Annotated in this window: 17 protein-coding genes; 4 read left to right on the top strand and 13 right to left on the bottom strand. The window is 50.6% G+C overall.

The window, feature by feature from the left end; all coding sequences use genetic code 11:
• Window positions 1-157 precede the first annotated feature (157 nt).
• Window positions 158-328, top strand: coding sequence for a small, acid-soluble spore protein, alpha/beta type (locus BUB67_RS01550; protein WP_073234617.1), 171 nt, complete (start codon window positions 158-160; stop codon window positions 326-328).
• A 32-nt stretch (window positions 329-360) separates the two neighbouring features.
• On the opposite strand, the gene surE is transcribed toward BUB67_RS01550, so the two are convergent.
• The 8 genes from surE to BUB67_RS01510 all read right to left on the bottom strand — a co-directional run bounded on the left by surE (window position 361) and on the right by BUB67_RS01510 (window position 5,566).
• A complete protein-coding gene (gene surE, locus BUB67_RS01545; protein ID WP_073234615.1) occupies window positions 361-1,122 on the bottom strand; it encodes a 5'/3'-nucleotidase SurE in 762 nt (253 codons plus the stop codon).
• An 8-nt stretch (window positions 1,123-1,130) separates the two neighbouring features.
• A complete protein-coding gene (locus BUB67_RS01540; RefSeq protein WP_073235073.1) occupies window positions 1,131-1,277 on the bottom strand; it encodes a YpmA family protein in 147 nt (48 codons plus the stop codon).
• 51 nt (window positions 1,278-1,328) lie between these two features.
• Entirely contained in the window at window positions 1,329-1,895 is a 567-nt protein-coding gene (gene folE / locus BUB67_RS01535) for a GTP cyclohydrolase I FolE (protein WP_073234613.1), read from the bottom strand.
• 12 nt (window positions 1,896-1,907) lie between these two features.
• The gene (locus BUB67_RS01530; RefSeq protein WP_073234611.1) at window positions 1,908-2,651 is read right to left on the bottom strand and encodes a 7-carboxy-7-deazaguanine synthase QueE; all 744 of its coding nucleotides are present in this window, start codon (window positions 2,649-2,651) and stop codon (window positions 1,908-1,910) included.
• Complete coding sequence (locus tag BUB67_RS01525) at window positions 2,651-3,214, bottom strand: DUF366 family protein (RefSeq protein ID WP_073234608.1); 564 nt, start codon at window positions 3,212-3,214, stop codon at window positions 2,651-2,653. The genes BUB67_RS01530 and BUB67_RS01525 overlap by 1 nt, the downstream gene beginning before the upstream one ends.
• 1 nt (window position 3,215) lies before the next feature.
• The gene (gene queC, locus BUB67_RS01520) at window positions 3,216-3,911 is read right to left on the bottom strand and encodes a 7-cyano-7-deazaguanine synthase QueC (protein ID WP_073234605.1); all 696 of its coding nucleotides are present in this window, start codon (window positions 3,909-3,911) and stop codon (window positions 3,216-3,218) included.
• Window positions 3,912-4,298 carry a 6-carboxytetrahydropterin synthase QueD gene (gene queD, locus BUB67_RS01515; RefSeq protein ID WP_073234603.1) on the bottom strand — a complete coding sequence of 129 codons (387 nt, stop codon included), beginning with the start codon at window positions 4,296-4,298 and terminating at the stop codon, window positions 3,912-3,914.
• A gap of 185 nt (window positions 4,299-4,483) precedes the next feature.
• Window positions 4,484-5,566, bottom strand: a complete 1,083-nt coding sequence (locus BUB67_RS01510) for a tetratricopeptide repeat protein (protein ID WP_073234600.1) — start codon at window positions 5,564-5,566, stop codon at window positions 4,484-4,486.
• A gap of 210 nt (window positions 5,567-5,776) precedes the next feature.
• Between BUB67_RS01510 and BUB67_RS01505 the strand changes: the two genes are divergently transcribed.
• On the top strand, window positions 5,777-6,229 hold the full coding sequence (locus BUB67_RS01505) for an N-acetyltransferase (protein WP_073234597.1): 453 nt from the start codon (window positions 5,777-5,779) through the stop codon (window positions 6,227-6,229).
• A 28-nt stretch (window positions 6,230-6,257) separates the two neighbouring features.
• Here BUB67_RS01505 and BUB67_RS01500 read toward each other — a convergent pair whose 3' ends face one another.
• The 3 genes from BUB67_RS01500 to BUB67_RS01490 all read right to left on the bottom strand — a co-directional run bounded on the left by BUB67_RS01500 (window position 6,258) and on the right by BUB67_RS01490 (window position 9,949).
• On the bottom strand, window positions 6,258-7,187 hold the full coding sequence (locus BUB67_RS01500) for an NAD(P)/FAD-dependent oxidoreductase (protein WP_073234594.1): 930 nt from the start codon (window positions 7,185-7,187) through the stop codon (window positions 6,258-6,260).
• Window positions 7,188-7,286: 99 nt separating this feature from the next.
• On the bottom strand, window positions 7,287-7,496 hold the full coding sequence (locus tag BUB67_RS01495) for a cation transporter (RefSeq protein ID WP_073234591.1): 210 nt from the start codon (window positions 7,494-7,496) through the stop codon (window positions 7,287-7,289).
• Between the two features lie 32 nt (window positions 7,497-7,528).
• Window positions 7,529-9,949 carry a heavy metal translocating P-type ATPase gene (locus tag BUB67_RS01490; RefSeq protein ID WP_200798101.1) on the bottom strand — a complete coding sequence of 807 codons (2,421 nt, stop codon included), beginning with the start codon at window positions 9,947-9,949 and terminating at the stop codon, window positions 7,529-7,531.
• 312 nt (window positions 9,950-10,261) lie between these two features.
• On the opposite strand from BUB67_RS01490, the gene BUB67_RS01485 reads away from it, so the two are divergent.
• Entirely contained in the window at window positions 10,262-10,456 is a 195-nt protein-coding gene (locus BUB67_RS01485; protein WP_073234584.1) for an LAS seventeen-binding protein 3, read from the top strand.
• Window positions 10,457-10,528: 72 nt separating this feature from the next.
• On the opposite strand, the gene BUB67_RS01480 is transcribed toward BUB67_RS01485, so the two are convergent.
• Window positions 10,529-11,125 (bottom strand): TatD family nuclease-associated radical SAM protein, encoded by a 597-nt coding sequence (locus BUB67_RS01480; RefSeq protein WP_073234582.1) that lies wholly within the window; start codon window positions 11,123-11,125, stop codon window positions 10,529-10,531.
• Window positions 11,126-11,207: 82 nt separating this feature from the next.
• On the opposite strand from BUB67_RS01480, the gene BUB67_RS01475 reads away from it, so the two are divergent.
• On the top strand, window positions 11,208-11,609 hold the full coding sequence (locus BUB67_RS01475; RefSeq protein WP_073234579.1) for a TIGR04086 family membrane protein: 402 nt from the start codon (window positions 11,208-11,210) through the stop codon (window positions 11,607-11,609).
• Window positions 11,610-11,616: 7 nt separating this feature from the next.
• On the opposite strand, the gene BUB67_RS01470 is transcribed toward BUB67_RS01475, so the two are convergent.
• Window positions 11,617-12,750, bottom strand: a complete 1,134-nt coding sequence (locus BUB67_RS01470) for a two-component system sensor histidine kinase NtrB (RefSeq protein ID WP_238456905.1) — start codon at window positions 12,748-12,750, stop codon at window positions 11,617-11,619.
• Between the last annotated feature and the right edge of the window lie 161 nt (window positions 12,751-12,911).

Below are 12,911 nucleotides of genomic sequence, written 5' to 3'. Positions count from 1 at the left end.
ATCGTTCTGGTTTTGCTGCCTGGAGCCTTCTAAAAAGGCAATCCAACGGTACATTTGCCGAATACAGGCCTCTCAGGTTAAAATCACCCAGGACGAGATCTAGCCTGAGCGGAAAGAAATTCGGCACAGCGAAATTTTTGCAAAGGAGGAAACAATCATGGCAAGGCGTAATAAAGTAATGGATTACAGAATGAAGCACTATGCAGCCAGGGTGCAGGGTGTGGAAGGATTAATTCTAGGCGAAAAAAGCGATTACGGCAATTTGACCTCCCGTCAGTGCGGTAATTTTGTGCGGATCGCTTTGGAAAAGGCCAATGAATTGGTGTAAAAAAGCTCTCCGGAAAGAGAGCTTTAAAAAAACTACTTGGTCGGCAACCAGCCGGCCATTTTTTTTCGATAAGCATAATCGGTGAGGTCCAGATGCAGCGGGGTAATGGATACGAACCCGTCGTTAATGGCTGCAGCATCGGTTTCCGGATCGTCTTCGTCCAGGTTATAGGGTTCCCCGGCCATCCAGAAATAGATTTTGCCCCTTGGGTCCACCCGCTTGTCAAAGCATTTGATATAACGGCGCCGGGCCAGCCGGGTGATCCTGATGCCGCGCCCGTCGTAACGGTTGGGAATGTTGATGTTTAATAAAATGCCGGGGTCCAGGGGATTGGCCATCACCAGCGGCACAAATTCCTTCATAAATTCGGCGGCTGCTTTGTAATCAAGGTCTTCCCAAGCGGCCAGGGAAACGGCAATGGCCGGCACGTGATTAATCACGCCCTCAAAGGCGGCGGAAACCGTACCGGAGTACAAAACATCGGTGCCCAAGTTGGGACCCAGGTTGATGCCGGATACCACCAGGTCCGGCGGGCCTTCTAAGATGGACTCCAGGCCCAGCTTGATACAATCCGCCGGGGTGCCGTCCACAACCCAGCCCTTTGCCTTGCCGGACTTAAACTTATGAACTTTGGCCCTGAGTGGCCGGGTCACCGTAATGCCGTGACCGCAGGCGCTTCGTTCCCGGTCCGGCGCCACCACATAGACTTCGTCCGCAATTTGTTCCATGGCTTTGCGAAGTTCACCGATGCCGTCGGCATAAATCCCGTCATCATTGGAAATGAGTATCCGCATAAATCCTCCTATGTTTCATAAATCGAGATGGTCATTTTGCCGTCTTTCGTTTTGGTTAAGCCAAAAATGATTTGTTTATCCTTCAACGTCCTGTTTAAAAAATCTACTATTTTATACATTTCCGGATAAGCGGTAAAACTTTGCTGGGCAATCATTTCAAGCTTATCCGAACCTTTACTTTCGGCGCTCACAAATTTCCCTCCCGATTATTCACTCTTCATAATTAAACTTATAGCTTCAGCCCGGGAAGCCTCGTTCTTTTTAAAGATGCCCCGGACTGCCGAGGTAACCGTTTTAGCCCCCGGTGCTCTGACCCCCCGCATAGACATGCAGAGGTGTTCCGCTTCCACCACCACCAGTACGCCGTAGGGGTTTAAGCGGGACATAATGGCATCGGCAATTTGCTTAGTCAGTCTTTCCTGGAGCTGCGGGCGGCGGGCATACCCGTTAACCAACCTGGCCAGTTTGGATAAGCCGGTGACATTGCCGTTTCTCGGAATGTAGCAAACGTGTGCCTTGCCAATGAAAGGAATCAAATGATGTTCACACATGCTAAACAAACGAATGTCCTTCACCAGCACCATTTCCTCATGTTCCTCGGAAAAGGTTTTATCCAGATGCGCCTCCGGGTCTTCTTCCAAACCGGCAAAAATTTCCTGATACATTTTGGCCACCCTGGCCGGCGTCTCCACCAAACCCTCCCTGGCCGGGTCTTCACCAATGGCTTCTAAAATCATTTTTACGGCTTGTTCTATTTTTGGCAGATCAAACATTTTGTCACTCCTCTATAACTGCCCCATCATCAGGTGAGTTTGCGGAATCACCCTCACGTTTTGCAATATTTTGAGGGCACGTTCCTGAAGTCTCAGGACCCTGTCAACGGATGGCGTAACAATGCCTCCCCTGGCTGTGACAGGCTGCAGAATTAATTCAATTTCCGGATCGATGCTGTAAATGAGTTTGCCTGTTTGTTCTATCTCTGCTTCCTTTGTTGACGCAGAGACCACAACTTTCACGTACACCTTTTTTCGTGCCGCCACCGTTAAAAATCTTTTATGAGCATCCCAGGGGGTCTTGGTACCGGTTGAACTCTCCAGTTTAACATCCATACTTACAATATCAACCCAGTCAATCACCGAAGATAATTTATCGGGCAGTGTGCCGTTGGTCTCTAAGAAAATGCCTGCCCGGGTGCCGCAAATCCCGGGGATGAGTTTCTTTAAAAATTGCGTGTGGAGTAACGGTTCACCGCCGGTGAGACTGACGGAATGATGCAGGGTTAAATCATAATGGCTCGTAATCATTTCGGCCAGCTCCACCGGTTCTACCGGGTTGGCCAAGGTCATAAAGTTTCTGCATCCGGGGGTTTTTTCCATGACCCAGGTCTTTGGCGCCGGATCGGTGGGTGTGTCACAGTAAGTACAGGTCCAGTTACAGCCCGCCAGTCTTATAAAAACCTGCCGGCAACCAACAAAGGGACCTTCTCCCTGCACTGAAGAAAAGATTTCCTGGAGATAGGCGCCGGACACTAGCCTACCCCCCTGACCTTGCAGCGGGCTAACCGGATGCTTTTCATTTCCTCCGCATAAGCCCGGGCCATGATCTCACCCATGGCCAGGATTTCACCGGGCGGTATCCCCAAATCAGCCAGACCGACGGTGGGTACCGGGGTGTTCAGGGAAGACACATTCAGACCGGTGTGAATCATGGTGGACACAGGACTGGCGGTGGCAATGGACACGGAAAGTTTTCGCTCGCCCTGGTAAAGATCGTCACCGCTTCTCCGGAAGGTGACTCCGGTATTGCTTTCCAGAATTTCTTTAATGATGGCAATAAACAACCGCTGACGAATCACTGTTTTTTCTAAATCCATGTCAAAATGTTCAATGATAAAATGCAGCATGTCTTCACTGTAAATGGGCGCATTTTCCCGGACGTCTGCCAAATCCACCATTTCCGTCAGTTCCACCCGGCAACCCCCGCGAAAACAGATGATGCTGTCCCCCTGTATGCCGAAATTGCGGAAACCAAACAGTGAGGACAATTGCCTGCCGTCATACTGTAACGGCTTTTCCACCACACGGACCAGCACGTTACTCACCTCCGGCCCGGTTCTTCAGGGCTGCGGGCAGGTTTATATTGAGGGACGTAAAAGCCCGCATCATACGTCGGCAGCTCTCACATTTGCCACACATCTGTTCCTCGCCCCGGTAGCAGCTCCAAATGAAATCCCAGGGTACCCCTAAACGGTCCCCCAGGGCGACGATTTCTTTCTTATCCAAACGGTTCGTATAACTGATGACTTTTACTTGATTGGAGGTGGAATAGGCCATGGCCCTGCTGGCGGCCGCCGCGAACTCCGGCGTATTGTCCGGAAAGGTAGCCGCTTCTTCCCGGTTAAAACCTGCCACCACCAGCCCACAGTTTAAAGTCTCGGCAAAACAGGCAGCGATATTAACAAACAATCCGTTGCGGTTGGGAACCCAAACCGCAGCTGCTGTTTTATGGGCAGCATCCATGTTATCCAGTTCCTCGGCTGAGGGCTCCGGTAAAGCGTTTTGATTGCTTACCAGCGCCGTTTGCGTAATTTGTGCCAGCCAGGGCAGCTCAATGACCCGGTGAGGAATATCGTAATGCCGGGCCAATGCCGCTGCAGCATCTATCTCCTTGTTCGCTGCATGTTGGCCGTAGTTCATGGTAAGGGCCAGTTTCACCTTTCCTTCGGTCAAGGCATAGGCCAGGTTGACGGCGGAATCCAGCCCGCCCGATAGAAGTACCACACTGTTCAATTAAACATCCTCCCGATAGGTAGCATAGGCATCCGGGGATTCCCACACGGAAATCTCCTTGAGCCGGATCCCTTCCTTCATGGCAGCAATGGGCTGCTTCAGGGTTTGGTAAATATAATATGATAAGTTTTCAGCTGTGGGATTTAGGCCGTCTTTCCCAAAGCCCGGGATCTCGTTAAGCAAGCGATGATCCAATTGATCGATGACCAAAGACAGTTGCTTCTTTATTTCCTTAAAATCCACCAGCATACCCATTTGATCCAGTTTTTCGCCGACCACCTTCACTTCAAGGGTCCAGGTATGCCCGTGCAATCTCGCACAATCGCCGGGGTAACCGCAGAGACTGTGGGCAGCGGAGAACCTGCTTCGGACTGTCAACTCGTACATGTATCTTCCTCCTTAAAATCTAGTATTTCTCCGGGCCCCAAACTTTAATATATTTCTCTTTTGCCGGCCATCTCCCTTCCAGAAAAGATAAGTTTTTTGGTAATTGGAGAAAAAACATCTAAGTTGCTAATACTCAGGTAGGATAAAATAAAAAAACTTGGCTATTAAACCAAGTCTTAATAAAATTATCCTGCCAATCCCAGCGCCCTGCCGTAACATTCTGCTGCTTCCCGCATTTTTCCCTGTTTTGCCATCAGTTCACCCCGGAGTCCCCAGGCCTGGTGGTTATGCGGTTCCTGTTCCAGAATTCTTTCGACTACCTCTTGTGCTTCCTCCAGGTGACCTAAACTTAACAGGCAGTGGCCGTAGTTTAACAGGAAGGTGCTGTTTTTAGGGGATAAATTCACCGCCTGGCGGTAGCATGCCAGGGCTTCCGGGATCTTATCCAGGTTTTCCAGGCAAATACCCAGATTGTTGTGCAGGGTGGCGTCCTCCGGGCAAACTTTGACGGCGCTGCGGTAGCAGCCCACCGCTTCTTCCACCCTACCCAGCACATGATAGCAGGAGGCTAAGTTGCTCAACAAGCCCAGGTCATTGGGCATGAACTGCCTGGCCACTTCGTAACAGGACAGGGCCTCTTCGTAACGTTCCAGGTGAAAGAGGCTGTATCCTTTGTTGTTTAACAATTCTACGTTGCAAAAGCCCATGGATTGGGCCTCGGTATAAAGCTCCAGCGCTTCCCGGTGGCGGTTCAGCTTGCTCAAGGCAAGACCTGTATTGAACAAAACGGCCGGATCATGGCCGCCCAGGGCACGGGCCTGCTGGAAGCAGGCCAATGCTTCGCAGTACCTGCCGTTTTCCAGCAGCAAAAGTCCACTGTTATTAAACTGCGTAATTTTATCGCCGGCCGGGGCCTCCGGAATGTAGGGCTTGTCCGGCAGGGGCTCCAATGATTCAATGTTATCCCAACGGTTGGACTTGATGCCCCCGTTACTGGCCCGGTTCAGCCAGTAGATAAAACTGCCGGGTCCCAGGCCGGAGGCAGCTTTTTTACAGTGCAGGGCAGCCTGGTCGATCTGACCCAGTTTTAAATATATGCGACTGGCTTGCAAATGCAAGTCAGTTTTATGGGGGTTCATTTCAATTGCTTTTTTTAGGGAACGCAACGCTGGTTTGCCTGCCCCGGCGGCTTCAAACAAGCAGGCCATGATTTGAAAAAATTTTACCTTATTAATGGCCTTGGAAATTAAACCTTTGGGCCTCCACATCCTAGCATCGCTCCTTTGCCGTAAACTCTGGGTATAGGATTCTCTCATCTAATTGACTAATCCTTCCAAATATTCCTAAAATCGTATGTCAAATCCCATGGTGTTTTGACAATATTCTGTGTACCTTGCATGTTTCTAGAAAATTAACATTCCTTCATGGGCCGGACAGTGTTATAGTATAACTAGAAAACAATAAGGGGTAGATGATTCATGCAGGTGCTTCCCGCTCCTAACAGCGAGCTGATTTCATTCCAAATGAGTTTGGAAAATATGTTGGGGCACTCTCTTTGCTTTATTAAGCATGTTCTTTTCCCGGGCTGTATCTATCTCACTTCCATTCAACATAACGATGAAATCGAGGAAGAGAATTTTTATTTGATTTACGAAATACAAAAGGACCGGGGAGGGCTTCCCCAGGCAAAAATACATTTTTTACAAATTCCCCTTCGACTGAGAAATAAGCATCTGGGTACCAGGGTTTATCGTTTGCTGGAGAAACTCCTTATCAAACAAGGGTGTACCTCCATTGTGCTGGAAGCAAGGGTCAATTCCTTAAACCCAAAGGACAATTCAGTGGGTTTCTGGGGACGACAGGGTTTTGTGCCGGGTGTCCATTATGCCTTTGATGACGAGAATTTCCCCATGATGAAAAGACTGGTTTAACATGAAAAGAAGGCCCGCGGGCCTTCTTTTATATTGCGGCAAGTTCCTTTTTGGTGTCTCCGGCTTTGTTTTTCAGTTCATCCAGGTACTTGACAGCGCTTAGGGCCGCCACCTGACCCTCTCCGGTGGCTTTGCTCAGTTGGTAAGGGGCACCGGTGCAATCCCCGGCGGCAAAGACACCCGGTATGTTGGTGGCGCCGCTGCGGTCAACGACAATCCCTGTGTTGCTGACATTCAGGCCGGGCACCAGCTGGTCCGGCAGGACCGAATCCCGGATGATAAAAACACCGTCAGCGGTTAAATTCTGCCCTTCCAGCGCAACTCCCGTAGCCCACATATCACCGGTAATGCCCACCGGTTTCCCTTGAATCACTTTAATCTTTTCATCCAGCGTGATGCCCTGAGCTTCCTTTTCTTTTATCTGGGAAACCAGCAATACCTCCGAGGCTATTTCAGCTAAGAAATTGGCTTCTTCCAGACCTTCCCGGTTATAAGCCAGGACAATCACTTTTTTCCCTTTATAAAGGGGGCCGTCACAGGTGGCGCAGTAGCTGACTCCCCGGCCCAGGTAATCCAGTTCCTGGTTAATGGGTTTGACGGCGCTGACACCGGTGGCTAAAATCACAGCGCTGGCTTTATAAAATGTGTCCCGGGACTGTAACATAAAACCGCCTTCCTCGGGGTACACGCCGGTTATTTTATTTTCAATGATCCCCAGTCCCATGGCCTTTACGTGGTCCAAAAACCTCTTGCGCAGTTCTTCACCGGTCATGTTATGCAATCCCAGGTAGTTGTCAATATGAGGCGCATGATGCAGTTTCGGGCTGCAAAAGTCCGTGCCAAAGATGCCGACCTTCTTTTTGCGGATGGTACCGTTGATGGCTGCGGATAGGCCGGCCGGGCCGCAGCCGATGACGGCAATATCAAATTGCTCCTTTATATTTAGTCCGTCTCCCATGATGATCCCCCCTGTTTTAACAAAGTTATTGTTGCTGGAGCAGGTTGTTCTTATGCCCGAAAATGGTTAAACCGCACTTCGGAGTGCAGTTTAATTCCCTTAGTCGACAACGACGTAACCTTCATTCATAATGGCTTGTTTAATGGCTTCCAGGTTGCTGCTGCCATCGTGGGTTATCTTAACACTTTTTTCTGTCGGCGTAGCTTCCACCGCCTGTACCCCCGGGACCTTTTTCACTGCCTTTTCCACAGCCATTTTGCAGTGATTGCAGCTCATGCCTTCTACCTTAAGGATAATTGTGTCTGCCATATGATTATTTCCTCCCTTTTTAACTGGTACCCCTAATGGCGGGGCGTAAATCGCTTCAAACGCAGGGCATTGGTAACCACCGAAACCGAGCTGAAGGCCATGGCCGCACCGGCCAGGACTGGGTTCAATAAACCCATGGCCGCCACCGGAATGCCCACGGTGTTATAAAACAACGCCCAGAAAAGATTTTGCCGAATATTTCTCATGGTGGCCCTGGAGAGGGCGATGCTGTCCACTACGCCCCAGAGGTTGCCGCGGATTAATGTAATATCCGCCGCCTCCATGGCCACATCGGTGCCGGTGCCGATGGCAAAACCCACATCCGCCGTAGCCAAGGCCGGAGCATCATTGATGCCGTCACCAACCATGCCTACAATTTTATTTTGTTCTTTGAGTTCCTTTACTTTCTCGGCCTTGTCTTCCGGCAGCACTTCCGCCAAGACATTTTGAATACCCACCTGGGCTGCAATGCTGCGGGCGGTTCTCCGATTGTCGCCGGTCAGCATCCAGACCTCGATACCCATTTCCACCAGCTTCTTAATGGCGGAAGCAGATTCTTCCTTCACAGTATCAGCCACGGCCAGCAGACCGGCCGGTTTACCGTCCACCGCCATCAGCATGACCGTTTTGCCCTGCTCTTCCAACGCCTCCCTGGTGGCATCCCACCGGGAAAAATCAATATTATTTTGCGACATTAGCTTGCCGGTGCCTAATAAAATCTCTGTTTCATTTATTCTGGCCTTCACACCAAAACCGGGAATGGCCGTAAAATCCGTCACGGTATAGGGATTTTCACCGGCTTCCCCCACCGCCTCCATAACAGCCCTGGCCAGCGGGTGTTCGGAATTTCGCTCCACCGCGGCCGCCAGCCTCAGCACCTTGGCTTCCTGGTTGCTGTAATCGCCGACAGTAATTAAGTCGGTAAGTTTGGGCTGCCCATGCGTGATGGTTCCGGTTTTGTCCAAAACAATGGCATTAAGGCGGTAAGCTTTTTCCAGGTATTCGCCGCCTTTAATTAATATCCCCATTTCAGCCCCTTTGCCGGTTCCCACCATAATGGAGGTGGGGGTGGCCAGGCCTAGGGCGCAGGGACAGGCGATCACCAGTACCGCCGTGGCGGATAAAAGGGCTTGGGAAAGGTCGCCCGGTTTAACCCACAGGTACCAGGCGGCAAAGGTCACCAAGGCGATGGCCACCACCACGGGCACAAAATAGGAAGAAATCACATCCGCCATCCGTTGAATGGGCGCCTTGCTGCCCTGGGCTGCTTCCACGATTCGAATAATCTGGGCCAGGGCGGTGTCTTTCCCCACCTTGGTGGCTTGAAATTTAAAGGTTCCCATTTTATTGATGGTGGCCCCGATGACAGGGTCCCCCGGCTGCTTATCCACCGGAACGCTTTCACCGGTCAGCATGCTCTCATCCACCGTAGAGGTTCCTTCCGTGATGAAGCCGTCCACGGGTATTTTCTCCCCGGGACGGACCACCAGGACATCTCCCACCTGCACATCCTCGACGGGGATCTCCTTCTCCGTCCCGTCCTGGATGATTCTGGCGGTCCTGGCCTGCAATCCCATCAGTTTGCGGATGGCCTCGGAGGTCCTACCCCTGGCCAGTGATTCCAGCATTTTACCCAGTAAAACCAGGGTGATAATGACAGCGCCGGTTTCGTAATAAACCTCTGTCTGCCCGATTTGCTTACCGAAGAAGGTGGCTGCCACGCTGTAGAAATAAGCGGCGCTGGTGCCCAGGGCCACCAGGACGGACATATTGGCACCGCCCCCGCGGAGTGAGCGCCAGGCGTCCTTATAAAAATGAAGGCCGGGGCCAAACTGAATGGCCGTAGCCAGGACAAACTGGGTATAAGGATGAAAAATCCCCCAGCGCATGGCATGGTGCCACTGGGCCAGCATAACCACCATAAAGGCCACCAGCGGCAGTGACAGGACGGCAGAAATCATAAACAGCCTTTGCTGGCGGCGAATTTCTTGTTCCCTTTCCTGACGCTCCCGGTCGGCGCTGCTCTCATCGGTCTCGGATACGGGCGTATAACCGGCATCCCGGATGGCCCGCCGGATGTCTGCCGGGCTGACTTCCGCCGGGTTGTATTTGACCACAGCCTTTTCTGTGGCCAGGTTTACCGCTGCATGCAAGACCCCGGGCAGGCGGTTCAAAACCCTCTCGACCCTGGCCGAGCAGGCTGCACAGGTCATTCCCTTTACCTTTATTTCCAACTGCTCCCGGGCAACACCGAAACCTATGTCCTCAATCTTATGAATGATTTCCTCCAGCGGCACAACAGTCGGATCATAATCAATGGTAGCTATTTCCCCTGCCAGGTTCACCTGAGCTTTCTCCACACCAGCAAGTTTACCAATGCTGCGCTCAATCCTGGCGGAACAAGCGGCACAGCTCATGCCTGTGATTTTTAACCGGGTTTGTACGGTACTCAAATTTACACCATCCATTCAGAAAAACGTTACCAAAAATTGTACAACTTAAGAGACAGCCGGTCAATGTATAGTTACTGACTCAACTTTCGCAGTTAGACTAACAATCTCTGGTACGGTGTATCCTCGCTTGCTTCGCACCGACAGCGCTAAAACTCGCTCTTTTCTATATTCTTTTCTATGTTCTTTCCTCTATTCTTTCCCCTATTCTTTCCCCTATTCTTTCCCGGTGGCCTGTTATTATCAAATTGGCCAGTGTATAACAAAACCTCACCGGGCAAGAATAATAAAAACCGGGTGAAGGAGGCAAAAACGATGGATAAGGATAATCGAAACAACTACCGGTGGGAAGAAGAAAAACATTATGATACCGGCAAAAAATTTGTCCACGAACCCACCGGCTCAGCCACTCATATTAAAGTGGACGGCAAGTGGGATCACGATTTTTATGACCGGGATAAAGAAAAAGCACGTAATTTTGGTACCGGAGACAATCCGTTGGCGGAATGATAAACGCCCCTGGTCTTGCTTGAGACCGGAGGTATTTGTTTTTCCCACTTCCAACCTCTCACTTCTCTCCTCTTAAAGGGTTGGCTTCCTTAGACGGAACTCTGCGCCAAGGTCCCTGGCAATGGCTCGGCAGGCTTCTACATCTACACCTGGCCACTCAACCACGGACAGGATCACGCGGGGAATCACCCCCACACATTTTCTGGCAAAATCTAGCATAGAGAAATAGGCCTTTTCGCCTTCCCTGGGTTGGCACAGCTTGACATAGGTAGCTGCGTCCTGGGCATTTAAGGAGATGGACATGGTATCCACCAACCCCGCCAGTTCCGGCACCACATTGCGTCCATAAAGACTGTTGGCTTGCCCGTTGGTATTGACCCTGATGGACCGGGCACCTCTCTTTTTCAGTTCAGCCGCCACTTCCCTGACCAGTTCCAATCTGCATAAGGGCTCCCCGTAGCCGCAAAAAACAATTTCTTTATACTGCCGGGGGTCCTGCACTGCATCCAAAACTTCCGGTAAAGACGGTTCTTTACTGAGCCATAAATTATAACCCACGCCGGTTTTGGTTTGCCGGATGCAAAAGGCGCATTTGTTAAAACAACGGTTGGTGATGTTTAAATACAAGCTGTCCCCGATCGGATAACTTACGATAAATTCTCTTTCCATTTACGTGACCCTTTCTTTTATGTCATAAATTTCAAGTTCAAACAATAAAAATATGTTAAATAGTGTAAGGAGGTAAAAAAATATGGCACTCCTTAAACAGGAAACACCCGATACTCCGGTACTTCATTTCCCCTCTGTCTGGCGGGGCACGCTGTTATCCCTGGGATTTTCCCTTGGTTTGAGTATTTTGGCCGGGCTGGCCTATTATTTTACCGGTCTGTCCGAAAACACCATGCCCTGGGTTGCAGCCGGCATATTTTTTACCAGTGTGGTAGTGGGCAGCGGCTATGCCGCCAAAAGGGCCCGCAGCAGGGGACTTTTTAATGGCCTGGGGGTCGGCATCGCCACTTTTATTATTATCTGGCTGTTGGTGGGTCTGTTTTTACCCGGTGATGTCTTGCTGGTGGGTGCACTGGGCAAATTTGCCTTAACGCTGGTTGCCGGTGCACTGGGAGGAATGCTTGGCGTTGGTCTGGCCTCTTAGCATGATGCTAAGAGGCCTTTGTTTTTTCACAGTTGACCAGGGGGAGTTTAACGATAAAGGAACTCCCCTTGCCTGGCACCGATTTTACAGATAACTTACCTCCGTGGTTGTCCACGATTTGGTAACTGACCGGCAACCCCAAACCGGTCCCCTCGGGTCGGGTGGTGAAGAAGGGATGAAAAATCTGGGCCATGTGTTCCTTGGGGATGCCTGTCCCGGTGTCTGTAAAAGTAATTTCAATGGCGTGTTCAGCGTCCACATAACGGGCCGCAACCGTCAATTTCCCCCCGCAGGGCATGGCATGGATGGCGTTGGTTGCCAGGTGCCAGAATACCTGTTTGATCTGGTCTTCGTCCAGCACAATCAACGGCAGCTCGTGGTTATATTGTTTATCAACTTTAATTCCCCGGCGGGTTGCCTCTGCTTCCACCAGCAGCAAAACATGATCCAGCACGGACGGCAGTGAAGCAAAACTAAGATTTGGTGTGGTGCGGCGTGCTAACAGCAACAGTTCTTTAATGATATTGTTAATCTGGTCAATCTCAGTCAGCATAACCGAAATATATTCCCTGGTCGGGTCGTCGTCAGCAAAACGCCGGGATAAAATTTGAATCAGTCCCCTGACAGAGGTCAGCGGGTTGCGGATTTCGTGGGCCGTTCCGGCGGCCAGTTCCCCGATCATGGCTAACTTTCCCCGCTGGCTTAAATGCCTGCTCAAAAAGGATTGTTCCGACACAGGCAGGGCAATTAACATGGCACCGGACGGTTTTTCCCCATTCTTTAAAATTTCCGCTGTGCTTAAAATATAGTATTTCAAGTCGTCTTCCCGCTGACAGGTATAATGCTGTTCATGGTACACCTGCTTCCCTTGCAAGGTTTGGGACAGGAAATGCAAAGGGGTGTCGGCATCATAAGACAGATGGAAAATGTTGATGGGGCCTTCCTCCTGGGAGATGCCGCAAATTTCCCTGGCCAAATGGTTTATAGCGGTAATTTGGCCGTTATTGTCCGCAATAATTAAAGCAACCGGCAGGTCCTCGATGAACCCGTTGCAAACAGGTTGTTTGTTTGGTTCCCGTAAGGCTTTTATTTGATCCTGTAATTTGATTCTGTCTGCACGGGCACGCCTGTAAAGGAACATGAAGGCGCCTGCCGTTAGCAGTATGTCAAAACAGTAGGAAACCAATACATGAAGCCCCAGGGCTTCACTCAACCAACGAGTAAAACCAAGCACCGCTATGACTGAAATAAAAACGAATACCCATAATTGATTGGTCAGAGAAAGCACCTTCTTCGCTAGTA

The sequence above is a fragment of the Desulforamulus putei DSM 12395 genome (assembly GCF_900129195.1).
GTDB classification, from domain to species: Bacteria; Bacillota; Desulfotomaculia; order Desulfotomaculales; family Desulfotomaculaceae; genus Desulfotomaculum; species Desulfotomaculum putei.
This window is presented reverse-complemented; position numbering and strand designations above follow the sequence as displayed.